The organism is Micromonospora sp. DT44, assembly GCF_049841635.1.
In the GTDB taxonomy this organism is placed as follows: domain Bacteria; phylum Actinomycetota; class Actinomycetes; order Mycobacteriales; family Micromonosporaceae; genus Micromonospora.
In genome coordinates this window covers 24,115-45,592 of the sequence record NZ_JBNCKS010000048.1, presented here as the reverse complement: position 1 = coordinate 45,592, position 21,478 = coordinate 24,115, and the positions used below count along the sequence as shown (strand labels likewise).

Annotated in this window: 19 protein-coding genes; 12 read left to right on the top strand and 7 right to left on the bottom strand. The window is 70.5% G+C overall.

What is annotated here, in order from left to right; all coding sequences use genetic code 11:
• The first annotated feature begins 1 nt into the window (after position 1).
• The 5 genes from ACLQ25_RS24860 (at position 2) to ACLQ25_RS24840 (ending at position 7,502) form a co-directional block, all read left to right on the top strand.
• The gene (locus ACLQ25_RS24860; RefSeq protein ID WP_425733205.1) at positions 2 to 1,462 is read left to right on the top strand and encodes an NAD-dependent succinate-semialdehyde dehydrogenase; all 1,461 of its coding nucleotides are present in this window, start codon (positions 2 to 4) and stop codon (positions 1,460 to 1,462) included.
• A gap of 63 nt (positions 1,463 to 1,525) precedes the next feature.
• On the top strand, positions 1,526 to 2,743 hold the full coding sequence (locus ACLQ25_RS24855; RefSeq protein WP_425733204.1) for an iron-containing alcohol dehydrogenase: 1,218 nt from the start codon (positions 1,526 to 1,528) through the stop codon (positions 2,741 to 2,743).
• 100 nt (positions 2,744 to 2,843) lie between these two features.
• On the top strand, positions 2,844 to 5,915 hold the full coding sequence (locus ACLQ25_RS24850; RefSeq protein ID WP_425733203.1) for a hypothetical protein: 3,072 nt from the start codon (positions 2,844 to 2,846) through the stop codon (positions 5,913 to 5,915).
• Between the two features lie 7 nt (positions 5,916 to 5,922).
• Positions 5,923 to 6,846: an AEC family transporter gene (locus tag ACLQ25_RS24845; protein ID WP_425733202.1), complete on the top strand. Its 924-nt coding sequence runs from the start codon at positions 5,923 to 5,925 to the stop codon at positions 6,844 to 6,846.
• A 101-nt stretch (positions 6,847 to 6,947) separates the two neighbouring features.
• Positions 6,948 to 7,502, top strand: a complete 555-nt coding sequence (locus tag ACLQ25_RS24840) for a hypothetical protein (protein WP_425733201.1) — start codon at positions 6,948 to 6,950, stop codon at positions 7,500 to 7,502.
• 70 nt (positions 7,503 to 7,572) lie between these two features.
• On the opposite strand, the gene ACLQ25_RS24835 is transcribed toward ACLQ25_RS24840, so the two are convergent.
• The 4 genes from ACLQ25_RS24835 to ACLQ25_RS24820 all read right to left on the bottom strand — a co-directional run bounded on the left by ACLQ25_RS24835 (position 7,573) and on the right by ACLQ25_RS24820 (position 11,256).
• Positions 7,573 to 8,595, bottom strand: a complete 1,023-nt coding sequence (locus tag ACLQ25_RS24835; RefSeq protein ID WP_425733200.1) for a hypothetical protein — start codon at positions 8,593 to 8,595, stop codon at positions 7,573 to 7,575.
• A 182-nt stretch (positions 8,596 to 8,777) separates the two neighbouring features.
• Complete coding sequence (locus ACLQ25_RS24830; protein ID WP_425733199.1) at positions 8,778 to 10,301, bottom strand: chitinase; 1,524 nt, start codon at positions 10,299 to 10,301, stop codon at positions 8,778 to 8,780.
• Positions 10,302 to 10,393: 92 nt separating this feature from the next.
• On the bottom strand, positions 10,394 to 10,858 hold the full coding sequence (locus ACLQ25_RS24825; RefSeq protein WP_425733198.1) for a hypothetical protein: 465 nt from the start codon (positions 10,856 to 10,858) through the stop codon (positions 10,394 to 10,396).
• On the bottom strand, positions 10,855 to 11,256 hold the full coding sequence (locus ACLQ25_RS24820) for a DUF6069 family protein (RefSeq protein ID WP_425733197.1): 402 nt from the start codon (positions 11,254 to 11,256) through the stop codon (positions 10,855 to 10,857). The genes ACLQ25_RS24825 and ACLQ25_RS24820 overlap by 4 nt, the downstream gene beginning before the upstream one ends.
• A 191-nt stretch (positions 11,257 to 11,447) precedes the next feature.
• Between ACLQ25_RS24820 and ACLQ25_RS24815 the strand changes: the two genes are divergently transcribed.
• From ACLQ25_RS24815 to ACLQ25_RS24805, 3 genes are all read left to right on the top strand, one after another.
• A complete protein-coding gene (locus tag ACLQ25_RS24815) occupies positions 11,448 to 12,548 on the top strand; it encodes a sensor histidine kinase (RefSeq protein WP_425733196.1) in 1,101 nt (366 codons plus the stop codon).
• The gene (locus ACLQ25_RS24810; RefSeq protein WP_425733195.1) at positions 12,536 to 13,198 is read left to right on the top strand and encodes a response regulator; all 663 of its coding nucleotides are present in this window, start codon (positions 12,536 to 12,538) and stop codon (positions 13,196 to 13,198) included. The genes ACLQ25_RS24815 and ACLQ25_RS24810 overlap by 13 nt, the downstream gene beginning before the upstream one ends.
• Positions 13,199 to 13,473: 275 nt before the next feature.
• Complete coding sequence (locus tag ACLQ25_RS24805; RefSeq protein WP_425733194.1) at positions 13,474 to 14,604, top strand: hypothetical protein; 1,131 nt, start codon at positions 13,474 to 13,476, stop codon at positions 14,602 to 14,604.
• A 26-nt stretch (positions 14,605 to 14,630) separates the two neighbouring features.
• Here ACLQ25_RS24805 and ACLQ25_RS24800 read toward each other — a convergent pair whose 3' ends face one another.
• The 3 genes from ACLQ25_RS24800 to ACLQ25_RS24790 all read right to left on the bottom strand — a co-directional run bounded on the left by ACLQ25_RS24800 (position 14,631) and on the right by ACLQ25_RS24790 (position 17,298).
• Positions 14,631 to 15,806 (bottom strand): zinc-dependent alcohol dehydrogenase, encoded by a 1,176-nt coding sequence (locus tag ACLQ25_RS24800; protein WP_425733193.1) that lies wholly within the window; start codon positions 15,804 to 15,806, stop codon positions 14,631 to 14,633.
• Entirely contained in the window at positions 15,803 to 16,291 is a 489-nt protein-coding gene (locus ACLQ25_RS24795) for a hypothetical protein (protein ID WP_425733192.1), read from the bottom strand. The genes ACLQ25_RS24800 and ACLQ25_RS24795 overlap by 4 nt, the downstream gene beginning before the upstream one ends.
• 164 nt (positions 16,292 to 16,455) lie before the next feature.
• Entirely contained in the window at positions 16,456 to 17,298 is an 843-nt protein-coding gene (locus ACLQ25_RS24790; RefSeq protein ID WP_425733191.1) for an aldo/keto reductase, read from the bottom strand.
• A gap of 223 nt (positions 17,299 to 17,521) precedes the next feature.
• Between ACLQ25_RS24790 and ACLQ25_RS24785 the strand changes: the two genes are divergently transcribed.
• The 4 genes from ACLQ25_RS24785 to ACLQ25_RS24770 all read left to right on the top strand — a co-directional run bounded on the left by ACLQ25_RS24785 (position 17,522) and on the right by ACLQ25_RS24770 (position 21,381).
• Positions 17,522 to 18,103, top strand: coding sequence for a type 1 glutamine amidotransferase domain-containing protein (locus tag ACLQ25_RS24785; protein WP_425733190.1), 582 nt, complete (start codon positions 17,522 to 17,524; stop codon positions 18,101 to 18,103).
• Between the two features lie 381 nt (positions 18,104 to 18,484).
• Entirely contained in the window at positions 18,485 to 19,435 is a 951-nt protein-coding gene (locus ACLQ25_RS24780) for an SRPBCC family protein (protein WP_425733189.1), read from the top strand.
• Positions 19,432 to 20,607: a zinc-dependent alcohol dehydrogenase gene (locus tag ACLQ25_RS24775; RefSeq protein WP_425733188.1), complete on the top strand. Its 1,176-nt coding sequence runs from the start codon at positions 19,432 to 19,434 to the stop codon at positions 20,605 to 20,607. The genes ACLQ25_RS24780 and ACLQ25_RS24775 overlap by 4 nt, the downstream gene beginning before the upstream one ends.
• A gap of 150 nt (positions 20,608 to 20,757) precedes the next feature.
• A complete protein-coding gene (locus ACLQ25_RS24770) occupies positions 20,758 to 21,381 on the top strand; it encodes a TMEM175 family protein (RefSeq protein WP_425733187.1) in 624 nt (207 codons plus the stop codon).
• The last annotated feature ends 97 nt before the right edge of the window (positions 21,382 to 21,478 follow it).

Genomic DNA, 21,478 nt, shown 5'->3' with positions numbered 1-21,478 from the left:
AATGAGTGACCCGATGACCGTCCTGGCCCCCGAGCACCGGCGGCTCCGCATCGGCGACGCCTGGCGCGACGCCACGAACGGGGCCACCTTCGCCGTCGAGGACCCCGCCACCGGCAAGACCATCGCCGAGGTGGCCGACGCCGACGTCGTCGACGGGCTCGCCGCCCTGGACGCGGCGAGCACGGCGATGCCGGGGTGGGCGGCGACCCCGCCACGGAAACGGTCGGAGTTGTTGACCGCGACGTACCGGGCACTGGTCGAGCGGTCCGAGGAGGTCGCCCGGCTGATCACGCTGGAGATGGGTAAGCCACTCGCCGAGGCTCGGACGGAGGTGTCCTACGGCGCGGAGTTCTTCCGGTGGTTCGCCGAGGAGGCGGTCCGCGTCGAGGGGCGCTACAGCGCCGCCCCCGCAGGCGGATACCGCATCCTCACCGTGCCGAAGCCGGTCGGACCGTGTGTCTTCGTGACGCCCTGGAACTTCCCGTTGGCCATGGGCGCCCGCAAGATCGCTCCTGCGTTGGCCGCGGGTTGTACGACGATCACCAAGCCCGCGGGCCAGACGCCGCTCACCATGCTGTTCCTGGCCCGCCTCATGGAGGAGGTGGGCGTACCGCCGGGCGTGGTCAACGTGGTGACCACCAAGCGTTCCGGCGCGGTGGTCTCGGCGCTGCTGGCCGACAACCGGACCCGCAAGCTGTCGTTCACCGGGTCGACCGAGGTCGGGCGCGTGCTGCTCCGGCAGGCTGCGGACAACGTGCTGCGTACCTCGATGGAACTTGGCGGCAACGCGGCCCTGATCGTGTGTGCGGACGCCGACCTGGACGTCGCCGTCGACGGCGCCATGGTGGCCAAGATGCGCAACATCGGGGAGTCCTGCATCGCGGCCAACCGGATCTACGTCGAGGAGCCGGTGCGCGAGGAGTTCACGGCCCGCTTCGTCGAGCGGATGGGCGCGCTGTCGGTGGGTCATGGTCTGGACGACGGCGTGGACGTCGGGGCGTTGATCGACGAGGCCTCGGTCACCGCGATCGACGAACTCGTCGCCGACGCCGCGGATCGGGGCGCCCGGGTGCTGGTGGGCGGCAAGCGGCCGGATGGGCCGGGCCACTTCTACCCGCCCACCGTCGTCGTCGACGTGCCCGACGACGCGCGGATGCTGAAGGCGGAGATCTTCGGTCCGGTTGCGCCGATCATCTCGTTCACGTCCGACGACGAGGTGCTGGCGAAGGCCAACGACACCGAGCACGGCCTGGTCGGGTACGTCTTCACCCGCGACCTGCGGCGGGCGCTGAGGTTCACCGAGGGGCTGGAGACGGGGATGGTCGGCATCAACCGTGGTCTGATCTCGGACCCGTCAGCTCCGTTCGGGGGCGTGAAGCAGTCCGGCATCGGCAAGGAGGGGTCGCACGAGGGCATCCTCGAGTACCTCGACCTCACCTACGCGGCGATCGACCTGCCGTGACCGGCCTGCCGACCCGAGCTTGCGCCCCGCACATCGCCGCCGACGTTCGAAAGAGGCACCGACATGCTTGAGACCGTCCGCGGACCACGCCAGCTCATCGTGGGCGAAGGGGTCGCGCAGAACATCCCCCGGGTGGTGGCCGAGAGTGGATCGCGGGTCCTCGTGGTGACCGACCGGGTTCTCCTGGGCCAACCGGGCGTCGCCGAGATCGTGGCGGCCGTGCGGGAGAGGGTCGACGTCGTCGAGGTGTTCTCGGACGCGACGTCGGACGTGCCACTCGCCGACGTCGCCGTGGCCGTCTCGGTCGCCAACGAGGTGGAGGCCGACGTGATCCTCGCCATCGGGGGTGGCACGGTGATCGACCTCGCCAAGATCGTCGGCGTCATCCGGCGCCACGGGGGATCTCCGCGCGACTTCTACGGCGAGTCGAAGGTGCCGGGGCCGACCCTCCCCCTCGTCGCGGTCCCGACCACGTCCGGTACCGGCTCCGAGCTCACCCCCGTCTCGGTGTTGACCGACCCGGACCGCGAGCTGAAGGTGGGGGTCTCCAGCGTCCACATCGTGCCCGACTTCGCCATCGTGGACCCCGAACTGACCTATTCCTGCCCGGCGACCGTCACCGCCCACTCCGGCATCGACGCGTTCTGCCACGCCGTGGAGAGCTACACCGCGCGATCTCGGGCCCACGGACCACGCGACCCGGTGGAGCAGGTGTTCCTCGGCCGTAACCCGATCACCGACCACTACGCGCTCCTGGCCGCGGAGCGGATCGCCCGGAGCCTGCGTCGTGCGGTCCGGGACGGCGGCGACAGGGAGGCGCGCGCGGACATGTCGTACGGGTCGATGCTCGCCGGGCTCGCCTTCTCGCACGCGGGCAACGCGGCCCCGCACGCCCTCCAGTACCCCATCGGCGCGGCCACGCACACCCCGCACGGCCTGGGCGTCGGACTGCTCCTGCCCTACGCGTTGGACGCGGCCCGGGATGCCGTCGAAGACCGGTTGGCGATCCTCGCCGGGGTGTGCGGGCTCGACGTGGCCGATGCCTCCGATGCCGAGGCCGCGGACGCGTTCCTCACCTGGCTCGACGGTCTCCTCGCCGACATCGGCATCCCCCGCACCCTGGCGGACATCGGCGTGGCACGCGCCGACCTGCCACGTTTCGCGGAGATGGCCAGTGGTGTCACCCGCCTCATCCAGAACCATCCGGGCCCGACCGACACCGCCAGCCTGACCGCGATCCTCGAAGCGGCCTGGGCCGGGGACCGGACCCGAGTGTCCTGACTCCGAGCGGAGATGGTGCCGGTAACGGGTAGCCGACGACGCTCGCCGCCGGCTTCCGCGCGTCGAGGACGGAGGCCGGTGCGACCACTACCATGCGGGCGTGGCTCACGTTGCCCCGGCCCGCAGGCCGTACCGGCTGCTCGTCGCCGTGGCGATCGTGGTGGCGCTCGGCGCGGCCACGGCCTGGGCGGTCGGCGACACGCTGGGGCTGAGTCACTCCCCCGCCGCCGTGCCGGGCGAGGAGGCTGTCGCGGCGCCGGCACGGACGCCCGCGCCGGTGCCGCCGTTGGCGTCCCTCGTCGTACCCGACGATCCCCGGCTCGCCAAGGCCGCGACCGCCGTCGCCGACGCGGTCGTCTTCCGCGGCAGGCCCCGGCCGGTGCTCACCCCAGCCGGGTCCGCGACCACCGCGCCGGGCACCGGTACGGCGGGCGGCGGGCCCCCCGACCTGTCGGCGGTACGCACGCTGCGGGCGGGCGTGCTGGCCGCTCTCGGTGGGACACCCGAGTCGTACCGGCTCGACGTGCGCGGCACCGAGTTGGCCGTCCAGGGCGGTGACGCGGCGGGCGTGGCAGCCGGGATGTACCAGCTGGCCGACCGGATCCGCTCCGGCGTCGAGGCGCTCCCTGCGGCGGACACGGGTCGGGTGGTCACCCCCCGGCTCGGCCTGCGGCTGACCGACGCCGGTTCGGTGGGCCGCGAGCCCGACCCGGCCGCCTTCGCCGCCGGCGACGACTACGGCCTGAACACCGACGTGGTCGCGTCGGCGGTGCTGCCCCGAGCGCCGTGGGTGGACGCCGACGCGGTGGCCCGCATCGACGCGCAGTTTCGCCAGCTCGTCGACCACTCGGTGGCGCAGGGATACAACGGGATCGTCGTGCCCGGCTTCCTGGAGTACGTCACGTTCGCCAAGGTCGGCGACGGACGCGCGGTCTATCCGCCCGGCGAACCGCACGTCGACCGGGCACGCGCGATGGTCACGGCGTTCGGACCCGTCTTCCGGTACGCCGAGGACATGGGGATGAGGGTCTTCCTGCTGACCGACATGCTCGCGGTGTCGCCCCCGGTGGAGGCGTACCTGACACGGACCGTCGGCGGCCTCGACGTGGCCGACCCCCGGCTGTGGGCGGTCTACCAGGCCGGCCTGGCCGAACTGTTCGAGAGCATGCCGTTCGTCGACGGCCTCATGGTCCGCATCGGCGAGGGCGGCGAGGTGTACGCCGGAACCGGCTGGGACTACTCGTCCCGGCTCGCGGTCCCCACGGAAGCATCCGTACGCGCGATGCTGCGGGCGCTGCTGGACACGGCGGGCCCGGCCGGAAAGGAAATCATCTTCCGGACCTGGACGGTGGGCGTCGGCGCGGTCGGCGACCTGCACACCAACCCGGAGTCGTACGCGAAGGTGCTCGGCGGGCTCGACGACCCACACCTGATCGTGTCCACGAAGTACACCCTCGGCGACTTCTACAGCCACCTGCCGCTGAACACCACCCTGCTGGGTGGCGGGCACCGCCGCATCGTGGAGTTTCAGGCCCGGCGCGAGTTCGAGGCGTTCGGCTCGCTGCCCAACGACCTCGGCCCGTTGCACCGCCAGGCGCTGCGCGCGTTCCTCGCCGCCAACGGAAACGTCGAGGGTGTCTGGAACTGGACCCAGGGCGGCGGACCGCTTCGCGCCGGGCCCATGTCGCTGTACCCGCGCGCCGGCTTCTGGCAGCTCTACGACCTCAACACGTACGCCGTCGGCCGCCTGGCCTGGGACCCGCAGGCCGACCCGGCGCAGGTGACGGCGGACTGGGCGTACCGCACGTTCTCCGGCGACCCGGGCACCGTCGCCGCGATCGGGCAGGCCATGGCGCTGTCCCGCCAGGCGGTCACCAAGGGCCTCTACATCGGTCCGTACGCCGACCGGTCGGTACGGGCGCTCGGGCTCGAACCGCCGCCCATGATGTGGATCTTCGAGTGGGACATCCCGACCGGCGACTCCGCGTCGCTGGACAGCATCTACGCGGTGACCGGCGGCCGCGTCGACGAGGCGATCCAGGAGGGTACGCAGGCCGTCGCGCTGGCCCGCCGCATGCGCGACCTGGTGGTCGCGACCGACCCGGCCACGTGGCGGGACGCCGAACTGCGCGGGCGCTTCACCGCGACGCTCGACTACCAGGTCGACCTGTTCGAGACGCTCAGCGCGTACCGGACCATGGTGCTGCGGCACGCGCAGTGGCTGGACACGGGCGCACCGGCCGCCCGTCACGACTGGCGGCGGGCAGCGGCGGCGTACCAGGATGCGCGCGACGCGCACCGGCAGCGCTACGGCGCCGACCTGGACCTGCCGGCGTACAACTTCACCGCCGCCGACCTCGGGGCGCGGCGTGCCGACCGGGACCCGGCGATGGCCTGGGCGGCCCGGGCGCTGCTCGCGTCGATCCTGCTGGTGCTGCTGCTCGGCCTGCGCGGGCGCGGGTTCGGCGCGGCCGCCGCGCGCGGATTGCTGCTCGGCGCGCTCCGGCCGTGGCGGGTCGCCGCGCTGCCGACACCCAGCACCCGGGCGGACCGGCTGATGGTGTGGCTGGTCCCGGCGGTGGTCCTGGTGGCGAGCCGGCTCGTGTTGACCTGGTTCGCCGCGCCGGCACACCTGCTGGTCACCCTCGGTGGATGGGCGCTGTTCGCTCTCGTCGTACGCCTCGTCGTCGGCCGCCGGGATCCGTTCCACCTGTGGGCCGCGCTCGGCGGCGTCGCGCTGCTGCGCAGCGTACTTCTCCTGGCGGCGCTCGCCCTGCGGGGACCCGGCGGCTACTGGTTCGCCTTCTGGACCGCACCGGGTCTGCGCGCGGCGTACGTCACCGTCGCGTTCGCGGCGTTCTGCTGGCTGTTCGTGGTCACGGCGGTGGTCCTGCGGGACCGCTACGGCCTGCGTCGCGCAAGCGCGGTCGGGCTGACCCTCACCGCCGTGGGCGTGCCCCTCGGCGCACTGTCCGCCCTGGTCTGGGCGGTAGGCCTGGAACGCGCGCTGACGGTGTGGAACGACCAACTCGCGCTGCTGCCCTGGGGCCTGTCCCGCATCCTCGGCATCACCGTCTACCTCGGCATCCCGACCCAGCTTCCGACTTACGCAGCCGCTGCCGGAGTCGCCCTGACCGCAGCCGGCCTACTCCTGTCACCCGTTCGCGAGTGACCCTCGCATGAGCCTGGTGTCGGCGTTCGTACCGATCTGGGTCCTCACGACGGTCGGTTACGCGGCCGGTCGCTGGGGTCTGCTGGGCGAGGCGGCGGCATCGGTGCTCGGCCGGTTCGTGTTCCACCTCGCGATGCCGTCCGCCCTGTTCCTGGCCCTGTCCCGAATGCCACTCTCCGGGTTCGCCGGCCGCTCGCTGCTCGCCTTCGGGATGAGCACCGCCGCGGTCGTCGGGTTCGGCTGGGTCGGCGCGAGTTGGCTGTTCGGTCGCACGCCCGGCGAACGGCCGATCTGGGGCATGGCCGCCGGGTACGTGAACTCGGCGAACCTCGGCATTCCGATCGCGACGCAGGTGCTCGGCGACGTGTCGTTCCTGGCGGAGGTGGTACTGCTTCAGGTGCTGGTGGTGACGCCCGTGGTCCTGATCGCCCTGGACCGGCACAGCGACCCGGCCGGGCGGGTACGGGTCCGCCGTATCGCCTCCCTACCGGTACGCAACCCGGTGATCCTGGCGTCGCTGCTCGGTGTGGCGTGCTCGGCTGCCGGCCTGCACCTGCCGTCGGCAGCCGACGCGTCGCTCACCCTGCTGGCGGGCGCCGCGGTTCCGGCCGCCCTGGTGGCGCTCGGCGCGTCGCTGCACCGCCCGGCGGCGTGGCGGGCAGAGCCGGCCGACCTGGCCGAGCTGGCCGTGATCGCCACGCTGAAGCTCGTCGCGCAGCCGTTCGTCGCGTACGCGGCCGGGCTGGCCCTGCACCTGTCCGCGCCGCAGTTGCTCGCCGTGGTGGTGTGCGCGGGCCTGCCGACAGCGCAGAACACGTACATCTTCGGCCAGGAGTACGGCGTCGGCGAGACCATCGCCAACCGGGCGGTCGTCGTGACCACAACGCTGTCGCTGGGCACTCTGGCCGCGACGGCGACGCTGCTCGGATAGGCCTGGGGGTACGTGTACCCAGGAGAGGCCGAGTACGCCTGCCGATCCATCGCTCGCCGACCATACAGAAGATGGTTCGCATGCGAAGGACACTGATGGTGATGACGGCCGTGATCCTGGGACTGGTGTCGGCGAGCGGGCCGGCGGCGGCGCAGCAGCGGCCACGGGGGATCCCTGACCGGGTCATGTTGCAGCCGGACGATCTCGGCGGAGCTGTGCCGGGGCCGGTGGAGGACGGGTTGGTGTGGTCGCTGCTACCTCAGCCGTGCGCGGACACGCCCGTGCCCGGGCCCGTCGTGAGCCGAACCCAGGCGGCCGATCTGGGTACCCGATTCCGGATCTACGAGAACGTCGCCCGTTACCGCGGCGATGGGGCACACGCGTACATCACCGAACTGAAGGCGCAGCTGGCCCGGTGCGGGGTGGGTGGCGACGAGGAGGGCTTCGACCCGGTCGCCGAGGACCACCTCGGGCCGGACTCGGTGCTGTTCCTCGGCACGTACGACGAGGGCGACCGCTACGTCGGCTATGTCGCCGCCGCGGTCGGCCACTACGTGGTGGTGGTCATGATGTCGGACTCGTACCTGGGGACGGCTGACCTGACCACGTTGAACGGACTGGCAAGCGCCGCGCGGAACCGGGCAGCTGCGGCGTGACGCTTTCGGAGGCCGGCCCTCTCGGGACGGCCGGCCTCCGGTCGACACACAGGTCGTGGCGGCGACCACGTCAACAGTCGGTCCAGCGCACCGGAAGCCGTCGGGCGATGCTGCTTATCCCACCGACGATGAGGCCGTCGTCGGCGATTTGCTCGGCGAAGTTGCTTTGAACGTCGGGGATGGCGCCGGGCAGGGTGACGAGCCGGTCGCCGTGATCGACGGCTCGGGTGCCGAGCACCGCGCCCTGACTGTTGACATCGTTCGGCAAGCCCAGCGCTGGGTGCACGGCGGTGGCCACGCCAGTGCGCAGATCCCAGCGCACCCCGGTGCTGTCCTCGTCCTCGCTGCCGGTGCCGAAGCGGCCAATCGCCCAGTTCCCTCGGGCCGCGTGGACCCACGCCCACCGGGCGCCGGGGACGGTGAATCGGTCCGTCCTCCCGTCGGGATGGCGTACCCAGCCGGATACGGCGGTGCCGCCGACGATGGTGCCGTCGTCGAAGATCTCCACCACCCCAGAGCCGGGCGGAGTGTCGATCACCTCGACGGTGCCCGGCCGGTCGGCGGGCCAGAGCAGCGGCAGAGACGTCTCGGTCTCCTCGATGGCGCCGCTGCCGACGATGTCACCGCGCGCATTGATGCTTCGCGCCGTGACGTTGGCGACCACCGGCGGGACGGGTAGCCACTCCAGTTGGCCCTGAACGTAGCGCCACGGGCGGTAAACATCACCGACATAGGCAGTGCCAATGGCAACGCCATATCGATTGACGCTGTAGACCTGCGGCTCCGTTTGGAATTCGACGACGGTGAGGCGGGGTTGGTTCCACACCCCGGGCCGCGTGGCCCAGAGCAGCAGCAGCGGCTGCCGATCCTCGCCATCGACTCGGTAGCCGGTACCGACGATGAACCGACCGGTCGGGTCGACCGCCCGAGCGTCGCCATTCAGGTCCCCGGGCAGCGGCAGTGGTCGTAGCGTGCAGGCCGACACGGTTCGCGCCTGCGGCCCGGCCGTGGCGACGCCGGGCAGGCCCAGCGTTGCGATGAGGACGCCAGCGGTCAGACCGGCCAGGAAACCTTTACCAACAAACCGGGTCATCTCTGCCTCCAGTGACGCGCGGTGGTGATGTGCTCACACCAAAGCACGCCGACGTCGCCACCGGAAGCCCTCTGCCGGTAGCTGTGCAGGCCGCCGGGTCGGGGGTGCTGTGCCAGGTCGCGGCCCGGTCCGGATCGACCGGGCCGCGATCCTGATTCGGGCTGGTTGCGCCAGCCTCGCGGTCAGGGCAGCGTCTTGAGGAACGGACCGTGGTTGAGCCGGAATTCCCAGGAGTAGTAGCGGTCCCAGTTGATCGACCAGGTCATGAGGCCCCGGAAGTTGGGGTTGGTTCCGCTGCGCGGGGTGTACGCGCCGCAGTTCTGGCCTCGGACCAAGCAGTTAACCGCCTGCTGCACGCCCGCCGGGGCGAGGTAGCCGTTGCCGGCGCTGGTCGAGGAGGGCGTGCCGAACGCGACCTGGTCCTCGCGCAGTGCGGGGAAGACCGCGTTGGCGTTCCCGGCCACGGGGAAGCCCGCCAGCAGCATGTCGGTCATCGCGATGTGGAAGTCGGCGCTGCCCATGGTGTGGTACTGGCCATCGAGCCCGACGATGGGGCCGGAGTTGTAGTCCTGGACGTGCAGGACGGTGAGGATGTCACGCAGCGCGTAGATCACCGGCAGGTACGACCCGGCCCTGGGATCCTGGCCGCCCCAGGGGCCTGAGCCGTAGAACTGGTAGCCGAGCTGGACGAAGAACGTCTCCGGGGCCATCGTGAGCACGAAGCCGCTTCCGTAGCGCTGTTTGAGCTCGCGGATCGCCGAGATCAGGTTCACCACAACCGGGGTGGTCGGGTTACGGAAGTCGGTGTCGCCGGTGTTGAGGGAGAGGGAGTGGCCCTCGAAGTCGATGTCCAGGCCGTTGAGGCCGTACCGGTCGATGATCGCCGACACCGAGCGGACGAACGTGTCACGGGCGGCGGTCGTGGTGAGTTGCACCTGCCCGTTCTGACCGCCGATGGACAGCAGCACCTTCTTGCCCTGCTGCTGCTTGGCGCGGATCGCCGCCGTGAACTGGGCCTCGGTCTCCACGTTGGGGCACTCGGCAACCGGGCAGAGTTGGAAGCGGATGTCGCCGGAGGTGACGGAGGTGGGTTCGCCGAAGGCGAGGTTGACGATGTCCCAGTCGTCGGGCACGTCGGCCATCCGCAGGTATCCGGCGCCGTTGGCGAAGCTGGCGTGCAGGTAGCCGATCAGCGCGTGCTTCGGCAACCCCGTGTTCGGCGGCGGGCTCGTGGGCGGTGTGGTGGTAGGCGGCGGTGTCGTGGGGGGTGCGGTGGTCGGCGGTGTCGTGGTGGGGGGTGCGCCGCCAACGCACGCCGCGCCGTTGAGTGTGCAGTCGACGGGCGAGCCGGAGCCGGTGGCCAGGAAGCCGAACGACGCCGACGCGCCGGGGGCCAGGGTGCCGTTCCACGAGCGGTTGCTGAAGGTGTGCCGCTGCCCGACGCTGCTGACGGTGGCGTCCCAGTACGAGCCGAGGGTGGTGCCGGTCGGCAGGGTGAATGCCACCTGCCAGCTGGTCATCGTGCTCGACCCGCCGTTGGTGATGGTGTAGCGACCCTCCCAGCCGGTACCCCAGTCGGACGTCTTGGTGAAGACGGCCGTCGGGCCGGCGGCCAGTGCCGGGTAAGCGAAGGTCAGGGTCGCCGCGGCGGCGGAGACCAGGGCCGCCAGGGCAGCCAGCAACGGTGTTCGTAATCTGCGCGCCATCCGGTCCTCCCGAGGGGGTGCCCGACCGAGGAATATCGACGGGAGGCTAATTATTAGGTTTGTTAACTGAAGATGTCCAGAGCGGCGGGTGGTCACCCACTCCCCCCGCTGACGGCGGCCATCATGATCAGGGTGCGCCGCCGCCGTCGACTCATCAGTGCGAAACAGGAGGTGAGCACCACCAGCTCCACCTCGGCCCACTCACCCGTGACGTCGACGCGGATCGGTCCGCCCAGTCGGCCGGGGAGGCGCACGGCGAGCCGGTTCCCGTCGCGTACCAGCTCGCCACCGCGGCGACCGAGCTCCCAGCGGGTCACCCCGCCGGGTCCTGGCACGTGCGAGCGGCCCGGGTCGAGCCGCACCGCCACGCCGTACTGCCCCTGGGCCGTGAAACCGATGCGTCGGCGGCCGGTCGGTTCGACCGTCCAGCGGCCGGTGCCGCTGCGGATCTCACCGCACCGCCAGGTCCAACCGGTACGCAGCGAGGCGCGCGGCCCGGTCGCACCGGAGTCGAGGACGAAGCCCCCGTCCTGCTTGCGGACGGTCAACGCGGTCATCGTTCCGCTCCTTCCGGGCGCGGCCGGGGCAGGCCAAGGATGAGGATGAGGCCGACGCTCAGGTGCAGCAGCGCGAGGGTCGCCTTCGCTCCCCCGCCGACACCACTGGGTGGGCCGACCACGAGCGAGAGCAGCAGGACCACGACCGCGACCGCGGTCCACCAGACGTGGGCGCGGTTGGTGAAGCGGTGCAGCGCCGCGAGCAGCGCCCAGCCCGCCAGTGCCGCGACCGTGGTCGCCCCGATGACCGCGCCCATCGTGACCTGCCGGGTCGAGCCACCGGAGCGGACCGCCAGGTCGACGCCGGCCACCGAGCGCAGGAGCGCGAACTCGGCCACCGCCACCAGGACCGCGCCGGCCGCCACCGCGGCTCGTCGAAAGAGGGGGTTGTTCGTCATGGCCTGAGTCTGCGGACCGGGCCGGGTCGGACACGTCGGTCGAGACGCCACGACGGGTACGTCCTCCGGCGTCCCGACGTACTACCAAAGGAGGTGGTCCGGCGCACGACGAGCCCAGTAGCCTGCGCCATGTGGATGCCGCGGCGTGCGAGGTCAGGCGGCCGAGGACGTGGCGTTACGTCCCGGCCGGCGTGACGACCCTGGCGGTCGGCGTCCTCGTCGCGACCATGCTCTGGTCCGCCACCCGATCCAACTCTGCCGGCTTGGCCGCCTTCGACGTCGCGCTGGCGGTGACCGCCCTGGTCCTCGTTCCGGTGGTCCTGCGCCACCCGCGGGTCGGCGGCGTGCTGGCCGGTCTGCTCGTCGCGCTGTCGTCGGTGGCCACGCCGGTGGCCAGCTTCGCGGTGCTGTTCACCGCCCGCAACCGGCCGTTCCGACAGGCCGCGGTGGTCGCGGCGATCGGCGTGGCGGGCGAGGCGGTGCAGGCACTCTGGCGGCCGGCGCCCAGCCTGCCGTACGGCTGGCGGCTGGTGCTGATGTCGGTCGCCTATGCGGCCCTGCTCGGCTGGGGCACCTGGGCGCAGGCCCGGCACGCGTTGCTGGCGGCGCTGCGGGAGCGGGCCCGGCGGGCCGAGCAGGAGCAGGAACGGCGGGTCGGCGAGGCACGGACGGCCGAGCGCAACCGAATCGCGCGGGAGATGCACGATGTGCTGGCCCACCGGCTGTCCCTGCTGGCGGCGGCCGCCGGAGCGATGGAGTACCGGCCGGACGCGCCGCCCGAGCGGCTCAGCGCCGCCGCGGGAGTCATCCGGGCCAGCGCGCACCACGCCCTCGACGAGCTGCGCGAGGTCATCACCCTGCTGCGAAACGACGACGCCGAGGAACCGACCGACGCGCCACCCGGACAGACCCTCGCCGACCTGCCCCGCCTGATCGACGAGGCGCGGGCCGCCGGGCAACAGATAGAGATCGACGACCCGCTCGGCCCGCCGGCCGAGATTCCGCCGCCGGTGGGCCGCACCGCCTACCGGATCGCGCAGGAGGCACTGACGAACGCCCGCGAGCACGCCGCCGGGCAGCCGGTCCAGCTGGTGCTCGGTGGGGCGCCCGGCTCCGGACTGAGCATCGCCGTGAGCAACCCGACCACACCGGACAGCGGTGCCACCGACAGCGCCGGCACCGGCCTGATCGGCCTCGCCGAACGGGCCGCGCTCACCGGCGGTCGCGTCGCCCACCACGTCGACGCCGCGGGCCGGTTCCACCTCACCGCGTGGCTGCCATGGCCGACGTGACCCCGCCGATCCGGGTCGTCATCGTCGACGACGATCCTCTCGTACGGGGAATGCTCACGCTGATGCTCGACGGCGCCGACGGGATCGCCGTCGTGGGCGAGGTCGCCGACGGCGCCACGGCGATCACCGCGGTGGACCGGCACCTGCCCGACGTGGTGCTGATGGACATCAGGATGCCCGGCGTCAACGGCATCACCGCCACCGAGCGCCTGCGCCGCCGCCACCGACCACCCGAGATCATCGTGCTCACCACCTTCGACACCGACGAACACGTGCTACGAGCCCTGCGTGCTGGCGCGAGCGGCTTCCTCCTCAAGGACACCCCACCCGAGCAGATCAGCCAAGCGGTACGCGCGGTGGCCGCCGGCAACCCGATGCTGTCTCCGGGGGTGACCCGCCGCCTCATGCAGCGGGTCGCCTCCGGCGCCGAGTCCTACGAGCGGGCGAACGACCGACTGGCCCTGCTCACACCCCGGGAACGCGACGTGGTGCTGGCCATCGCGCGAGGCCGCTCCAACGCCGAGATCGCCGGCGAACTGCTGATGAGCGTGACGACGGTGAAGGCCCATGTCTCGCACATCCTGACCAAGCTCGATCTTGAGAGCCGTACCCAGATCGCCCTGCTCGCCCACGACGGCCGGCTGCGGTGACCCACCTCGTCGGCGGAGGCGGGGTGTCGGCCGGTCTTCGGGAGGACTCAACCCAGCGAACCCGCTGCACCCTTCGGCATGGTCTTCTAGGCTGCGTGGGCGGGCCGCCCGGTTCGAGCAGGCGTCGCGTCGGCGCGGTACGAATCGTCGGGGCGCTGCCCTCGGCGGCCTGGCTCCACCACCACGTCAGTCGGCAAGGGATCTGCCGAGACGACGCCTGAACGCCCCCGGTACTCGCCGTCGGCGTCGAGCCCGACCATTGGTGAGGAGCAGCGGTGACCCAGAGCGAACGACATGGCGCGGAGATCGTCGTGGGACTGGTAGCAACCCCACCGGATCACCCCGCACGGGTCGCCGCACGGCTCACTTTGGAGCTGACCAGAGGGCTCACCGAGCGGGTGAGCGCGGACGTGCGGTGGACCGTCCGCGAAGGCTGGGGGGAGGTCGTGCCGCGCCGCGACGGCGGCGCGGAGGCACTGCTCGACGATCTTGCCAGGCGGCGCGCCGACGACCAGTGGGACGTCGCCATCTGCCTGACCGACCTGCCACTGCATGCCGAGCGGGTGCCTCTGGTCGCGCAGACGTCCGGCCAACGTCACATCGGGATCATCTCCCTGCCCGCGCTGGGACTGCGCCAGATGCACTCGGTCCGCGCAGCCGTCCCGGATCTCGTGGGCCGGCTTCTGGCCGACGCCTCCGACCACCGGATGCCGCCGGCCGAGCGGGCACCGGCAGAGACGAAACGGCGTGTTCCCGCCGTTCATCGAGTGATCGGCGGGGCGGACTCCGGCGAGCGGCGTTACCTCGCCTCGGGGCTGATCGGCCGAGTTCGCCTGTTGACCGGCATGGTCCGAGCCAACCGACCTGGACGTGCACTGCTGGGCCTGTCCAAATTGCTGGTCGGCGCGTTCGGCACGGCTGCGATCGCGCTCACCACGGACACCATCTGGCAGATGGGCGATGCCCTCGGCGGACTCCGGCTCACGGTGATCATGGTGCTCGGGTTGACCGCGTTGGTGGCCTGGTTGATCGTTGCGCACGACCTGTGGGAGAAACCGAGCCGCGAGACGCCGGTTGAGCTGGCACGGCTGTTCAACCTGGGTACGATCCTCACTCTGACCCTGGCCACGGCGGTGTCCTACGTGGTGCTGTTCGTGGGAACGGTGCTCGTCGCGGCGCTGCTGATCGACACCGCCGTACTCGAACAGGTCCTGCAGAGGGCGGTGAATGCCGGCGACTATCTGGCGCTGGCCTGGATCACCACCTCACTGGCCACCGTCGGCGGCGCGATCGGTTCAGGGCTGGAGAACGAGGAAACAGTCCGAGCCGCCGCTTACGGCTACCACCCCCAACCCGGCGGCTGGCGGGACGAGAACGGCAGGAAGCGGCCCGGCGGCGGGAGCTGATAGGCGCCCGCCCCCGGGGGCGCGCTTCAGCTCGTGGGCTGGAAGACGGCCCGTACACAGCCGTCGATCTTCTGTTTGAACATGTCGTAGCCGCGCGGAGCGTCGTCCAACGACATGGTGTGTGTCGCGAGATGTTCGGTGACCAGCTCGCCGCGGGCCATCCGCTCCAGCAGCATGGGAATGTAGCGCTGCCCGTGCTGCTGTGCGCCGCGCAGCGTCAGCCCCTTGTTCATCACCGCTCCGAGCGGAAACGTGTCGACGAGGCCGGCGAACACCCCCAGGATGAACACACTGCCACCCTTGCGGCAGTTGTAGATCGCCTCCCGGGCGGCGATCGGGCGGTCGGACTCGATGCGCAGCTGCTGCTTGACCTGGTCGTACCAGAATTGCGGTCGGCTGCTGTGCGACTCCATGCCGACTGCCTCAATGCACACGTCCGGGCCTCGACCGCCGCTGCGCTCCAGCAACTCGCCGCTGACGTCCTGCTGCTCGTAGTTCAGCGTCTCGACGCCGAGATGTTTCCGGGCCATCTGGAGCCGGTTGTCGAGCCGGTCGATCACGATCACCCGATCGGCACCGAGCAGCACGGACGCCCGCGCCGCCATCTGCCCCACCGCACCAGCACCCCAGACCGCCACGACATCACCCGGTTTGACCCCGGCGAGGTCGGCGCCCATCCAGCCGGTCGGCGCGGCGTCGGAGGCGAACAGGGCCCGCTCATCGCTCACGCCGTCCGGAACGGTGAAGGCACCCTGGTCGGCGTAGGGGACGCGGATGAACTCAGCGTGGCTGCCGGCGAAGCCCCCGAGTGCGTGCGAGTAGCCGTAGCAGCCTCCGGGCGCGGCACCCCAGACATTCTCGGTGATCATCGGGTTCGTGTTCCCGTTGTCACACAGCGAGAACTGTTGTTGCTGGCAGTACCAGCACTTGCCGCAGGATACGAACGAGCAGACAACGACGCGGTCGCCCACTTTGTGGTTGCGTACCTGCGGACCGACCTCGACGACGTCGCCGAGGAACTCGTGCCCGAGGACGTCACCGCGTTCCATGAAAGGGATGTACCCGCCGAGCAGGTGCAGGTCCGACCCACACGTCACCGTCCGACGGACCCGCACGATGATGTCCTGCTCGTTGCGGATCTGTGGCTCCGGCACCTGCCGCACCGCGAGCTCGTTGGCTCCCTCCCACACCAGCGCCTTCACAGCCGTCCCTCCCGTCGACCCTGTGCGGTGGCCACTCGCAGTGGCTTGTTCATCGGAGTCGGCTCGGTCGTGGGCGGATAGTCCGGGTGCAGGACCTCACTGGTCTCGATCAGCTGCTTCGACTCTCGCAGCGCAGCCCGGATCGCCTGTTCAGGATCCCGGCCGGTGACCCGGCGGGCTGCGGCGGCGACAGGGAGTCGGGCGCCGTCGCGCAGCCGTACGGCGATCTCGGTCCCGCGGCCTCCGGCGGCCGGCCGGACCTGGACCTCGACGGCGTCGCCAAGTCCGGCCAGCGGCTCGGGGAACCGGCCGCCCGGGGCGACGTCACCCGCCGGTCGGTTCACCGTCGCCACATGCCATCTCGCCTCGCGCCGCCGGGCCTGAGCCCGTTGCCACTGGTCGCTGCCCCGGCCACCCGCACCGAGCAGACGCCGGACCACCAACCCGCCGGCAATCGCGGCCGCACCACCGATCAGCCATCTCATGTCCGCCCCTGTCACTTGATCTGCCCGTGCGGGTGCCGTCGAAATCGGCATCCTTCAGAGCAAACACTTTCATAAAGGGCGGACTCGCAGAGGCGTTTGTGCCACTCGCCGAGTTTCCGTTGGTCACGGCACCGGCACTGCTCCCGCCGAAACGGCTGCGGGCCCTACAACATCTCCAACGGCTGCGGGCCAGCAGGTGGCGGGAACGCCACGTCGAGTGCCCTGATGTCTTCCTCGGTCAGGTGCAGGTCGCGCGCTTCCGCGTTCTCCCGGGTGTGTTCCGCGTTGGACGATCGGGGAATGGCACTGACCATCTCCTGCCTCAGCACCCAGGCCAGCGCGACCTGAGCGGGCGTCGCCCCGTGCCGGGCAGCGACCTCCGCCACCTGGTCGTGGCCGAGTACCCTGCCCTGCTCGATCGGGGAGTACGCCATCACCGGGATCCGGTGTTGACGTAGCCACGGAAGCAGGTCGTACTCAGGCCCGCGCCGGGTGAGGTTGTAGAGGATCTGGTTCGTCGCGCAGTCGTTCCCGCCCGCGTCGAGTAGCTCGGTCATGTCGGAAAGGTCGAAGTTGCTCACGCCCCACTGCCCGATGTCGCCGGCGTCGACGAGTTCGGCGAACGCCTCGATCGTCTCCGCGAATGGATGTGTGCCGCGCCAGTGCAGCAGATAGAGGTCGATGTGGTCGACACCGAGTCGTTGCAGGCTGCGGCGGCAGGCCTGCACGGTTCCCTGCCGGCTCGCGTTGGACGGCAGCACCTTGTCGACCAGGAACACGTCATCGCGTCGTCCGACAATGGCCTCGCCGACAAGCTCCTCGGAAGCACCGTCGCCGTACATCTCCGCGGTGTCGATCAACGTCATGCCCAGGTCCAGGCCAGCTTGCAGGGCGGATATCTCAGCTTGTCGCCGCGCCGGGCGCTCCCCCAGGTACCAGGTGCCCTGGCCGAGCACGGGCATGGTCTGACCGGAGGGCAGTTCGATGGAAGCGGTAGGGAGAGTCATGTCGGCCTTTCCGGGGCCTCGGCGCCAGTGGTTCAGTCCGTTACCCGCATCGGCAGGAACCAGTCCCGCCTTCCTCCGCGCTCTGTCTGATCGGCGAGCGGCTCACCCCGTCCGCCCTCGATCGGCGATCGGCGGCTGTTTCCCGGTTCCAACACCGGAAGGCGACCGCGAGCGAAACGAGGCGCCGCCGACGGGGCGGCGCCGCGAGGGAGAGGCCCTCAAGATGGCGCAGAGCCAGCAGCCACTGACCGGCAAACGAATCGCCTGCCTCGCCGCCGACGGGGTGGAGGACGTGGAGTACACCCAGTCCCGAGCCGCGGCGGAGCAGGCGGGCGCCGAGGTCCACCTGATCTCGTTGAATTCCGGTGAGATCCAGTCGATGAACCAGGACATCGACCCGGCCAACCGCTATCGGGTGGACCGGACCGTGAACGAGGCCAATGCGGCCGACTACGACGCCCTGCTGCTGCCGGGCGGGACGGTCAACCCCGACCGGCTCCGGATGAACCCGCAGGCCATGGACTTCGTCCGGGCGTTCTTCCAGCAACAGAAGCCGGTGGCGGCGATCTGCCACGGCCCCTGGTCGTTGGTCGAGACCGGCATGGTCAACGGCCGGACCGTCACCTCCTTCCCCAGTCTGCGGACCGACATCCGCAATGCGGGCGGGAACTGGGTGGACCAACAGGTACAGGTCGACAACGGCCTGGTCACCAGCCGCAACCCCAATGACCTTCCGGCCTTCTGCGCCAAGATGGTCGAGGTCTTCGCCCAGGGCGAGAACGTCCGCCAGATGGCGACCGCCTGACGCGGTGGGGCTCAGGATCCGGAGGATCAGGACCCGACCTGAGCCCGCACGGCAGCGGCGCTCCGCCGGTCGAAGCGCCGCCCCGGTGAAGCTTCTGGACCCCATCCGGATACGAGCGCTTGACAGGCGTCGACGACGACCTGGCCGTACCGCTGCCGGCGGTCGTGGCCGGTACACCGTGCTGAGCCGCCGGACAGGGATCACCTCCGTACCGCGACCGATGCACGGATTGAGGTGGTTTCCGAGGGGTATGCGGGCGTCTACGGGTCTCGTCTCGGACTTCCGTGAGCCGGAATGGCTCGGCCGGGCTGCGACCGGATACGGAGGCTACCCGTGACTCAACTAGCAACGCGAGAGTCCGCCCAGGCCAGGCAGGAAGACGTGCGACGGCGAGGACGCCGGCTCGGCTGGATGAGTCTCGGCCTGGGCGTGGCACAGCTCGCGGCACCGGACACGGTGCGACGGATCAGCGGGGTGGACGACTCCTCGACCTCCCGGACAATAGTGCCGCTCGTCGGGGCGCGGGAGTTGGTCCATGCGGCCGGCCTTCTGACGAGCCGGCGCAAGGGCATCTGGGCGTGGACCCGGGTCGCGGGCGACGCGATGGACCTGGCCTCTCTCGGCGTGGCCATCGCGCACCGTAGCGGGCACCGCCGCCGTCGCCTCGTCGGTGTCACTGGCGCCATCGTCGGGATCACGGTGGTGGACCTGCTGACCGCCGTGCAGGCCACCCGCCTCAAGAAGACCGGTTCGTCGCCGGCGATTCGCGGCTCACGCCAAGGAGGACCCATGGAGCTGACAGCCACGACAACCATCCGCAAATCCCCACCCACGGTCTACGCGTTCTGGCGTGACCTGGACAACCTCCCGACGTTCATGGCGCACCTCGAGAAGATCCGGGCCACCGGCGACCGTACGAGCCACTGGTCCGCCAGCGCGCCCTTCGGCAAGAACGTCGAGTGGGACGCGGAGATCACCGACGAGACGCCTGGCGAGAAGATCGCGTGGCGGTCCACCGGGAACGCCGACGTGCCGAACGCCGGCACGGTCCAGTTCGTGCCCGCCCCGGACGGTTCCAGCACCGAGGTGCACGTCGTCATGTCGTACGACGTCCCGGGCGGCGCGGTCGGCAAGGCGGTCGCCAGGTACTTCGGTGAGGAACCGCACCAGCAACTCGACGACGACCTGCGCCGGCTCAAGCAGGTGCTGGAGACCGGGCAGGTGGTCCGATCCGAGGGCGCCCCGTGGGGCAAGCGGGCCCGCAGGGAGTTCCCGCAGCGGCCGGCGCAACCGCTGTCGGACTCCGAGTTCGCGAAGGGGGCAGGCTCGTGAGGGCGAACACCTGGGCCGGCCGCAACAAGGTCAAGGTCCGCGACGTGCCGGACCCGAAGATCCTCAATGATCGCGACGCCATCGTACGGATCACCTCCACCGCCAACTGTGGCTCGGACCTGCACCTCGTCGACGGTTACATACCCACGATGCAGGACGGCGACGTCATGGGTCACGAGTTCATGGGCGAGGTGACGGAGGTCGGCCGCGGCGTCGACCCCGCTCGGCTGCGCGTCGGGGATCGGGTCGTCGTGCCGTTCCCGATCGCCTGCGGCGCGTGCGGCGCCTGCGCCGCCGAGCTGTACTCCTGCTGCGAGAACTCGAACCCCAACGCCGGGATCGCGGAGAAGATGTTTGGTCACCCGGTCGCCGGGATCTTCGGCTACTCGCACCTGACCGGCGGGTTCGCTGGTGGCCAAGCGCAGTACGCGAGGGTGCCGTTCGCCGACGTCGGCCCCCTGAAGATCGAGTCCGACCTCAGCGACGAGCAGGTGCTGTTCCTGTCCGACATCCTGCCCACCGGCTACATGGGCGCCGAGATGTGCGACATCCAGCCCACCGACGTCGTCGCCGTGTGGGGCGCGGGCCCGGTCGGGCAGTTCGCCATGGACAGCGCCCGTGCGCTCGGTGCCGCGAAGGTCATCGCCATCGACAAGGAGCCGTACCGGTTGCAGATGGCCGAGCGGGCGGGCCACACGCCGGTGAACTTCGAGGAGGTGGACGTGCGGTCCCGGCTGTTGGAGCTGACCGGCGGACGCGGGCCGGACAAGTGCATCGACGCGGTCGGCATGGAATCGACCCACGGCGCCACGCACATTAACGCGTACGACCGGGTGAAGCAGGCGGTGCGGTCGGAGACCGAGCGGCCACACGCGCTGCGCCAGGCGATCCTGTCCTGCCGCAGCGGCGGCATCGTGTCGGTCATCGGCGTCTACGGCGGTTTCCTCGACAAGTTCCCGGCTGGGGCGTGGATGAATCGGGCGCTGACTCTACGTACCGGTCAGTGCCACGTGCAGCGCTACATGAAACCGCTGCTGCAGCGCATCGAACGGGGGGAGATCGACCCGACCCGGGTCATCACCCACACACTGCCGCTCGACCAGGCAGAACGCGGCTTCGAGATCTTCAAGAACAAGCAGGACAACTGCGAGAAGGTCGTCCTCAAACCCTGACGACCACCCGCATCCGGCCACCGCGACGCGCCCGGTGGCCGGATGCGACGTCCGGATGTCCGGCCGTTTGCCCCGAAGGACCGCGGGTAGCCGCAGTCGGTGAGTGGGCCAGACGCAGACCTAGGCACCCGGTCAGACACCAGCCGCGCGGTGGCGTTCAGCGACGCCATATTCGCCATCATCATCACGTTGTTGGTCCTGGACCTTCGGGTACCGGACGTTCCCCCTGGCCGCCTTTTGTCTGGCCTGCTCGACCAGTGGCCCTCGTACGTCGCGTACCTCGCGTCCTACTCCTATGTGGCCGTCGTCTGGCTCAACCACAAGGCGGCGTTCAACCGCATTCAACAGGCCGATCGTGGCCTGCACTTCGTGAACCTGTTCGTGCTGTTCAGCACGGCGCTGCTGCCGTTCCCGACCATCGTCGTGTCGGATGCGCTGCAGGAACACAACAACGCCGACCAGCGGGTGGCCGTCGCGTTCTACGCGCTGATCGGCGCGTTGCTGTGCGCGACGTGGCTGGCGTTCTACCACTACCTGGCCCGGAACCCGGACCTGCTGAAGGAACAGGTCAAGGACGACTTCTTTCGCGTCGAGCGAGTCCGTGCCCTCACCGGGGTCGTCCTGTACGTCCTCGCGGGATTGGTCGGCTACCTGGTTGCTCCCCTGATCGGCCTGGCCGTCTTCCTCCTGCTGCCCGTCTTCTACGCCATCACCAGCGCCGGTCTGTACCAGTTGCGCCTGACCCGGGGTCTCACCCACCGTCCTCCGCGATAGATCTGAGGGAGGACGAGCGAGCCGCCGTTTCACCTCGACGGCGGCGGGAACTCCCCGAGGACCTGCGCGGCCTGGTGTCCAGGCCCACAAGACCGCG

Coding starts and splice junctions, on each gene's coding strand:
- ACLQ25_RS24860 (WP_425733205.1), top strand. CDS start 2: ATGAGTGACCCGATGACCGTCCTGGCCCCCGAGCACCGGCGGCTCCGC.
- ACLQ25_RS24855 (WP_425733204.1), top strand. CDS start 1,526: ATGCTTGAGACCGTCCGCGGACCACGCCAGCTCATCGTGGGCGAAGGG.
- ACLQ25_RS24845 (WP_425733202.1), top strand. CDS start 5,923: ATGAGCCTGGTGTCGGCGTTCGTACCGATCTGGGTCCTCACGACGGTC.
- ACLQ25_RS24840 (WP_425733201.1), top strand. CDS start 6,948: ATGACGGCCGTGATCCTGGGACTGGTGTCGGCGAGCGGGCCGGCGGCG.
- ACLQ25_RS24835 (WP_425733200.1), bottom strand. CDS start 8,595: ATGACCCGGTTTGTTGGTAAAGGTTTCCTGGCCGGTCTGACCGCTGGC.
- ACLQ25_RS24830 (WP_425733199.1), bottom strand. CDS start 10,301: ATGGCGCGCAGATTACGAACACCGTTGCTGGCTGCCCTGGCGGCCCTG.
- ACLQ25_RS24825 (WP_425733198.1), bottom strand. CDS start 10,858: ATGACCGCGTTGACCGTCCGCAAGCAGGACGGGGGCTTCGTCCTCGAC.
- ACLQ25_RS24820 (WP_425733197.1), bottom strand. CDS start 11,256: ATGACGAACAACCCCCTCTTTCGACGAGCCGCGGTGGCGGCCGGCGCG.
- ACLQ25_RS24810 (WP_425733195.1), top strand. CDS start 12,536: ATGGCCGACGTGACCCCGCCGATCCGGGTCGTCATCGTCGACGACGAT.
- ACLQ25_RS24795 (WP_425733192.1), bottom strand. CDS start 16,291: ATGAGATGGCTGATCGGTGGTGCGGCCGCGATTGCCGGCGGGTTGGTG.
- ACLQ25_RS24790 (WP_425733191.1), bottom strand. CDS start 17,298: ATGACTCTCCCTACCGCTTCCATCGAACTGCCCTCCGGTCAGACCATG.
- ACLQ25_RS24785 (WP_425733190.1), top strand. CDS start 17,522: ATGGCGCAGAGCCAGCAGCCACTGACCGGCAAACGAATCGCCTGCCTC.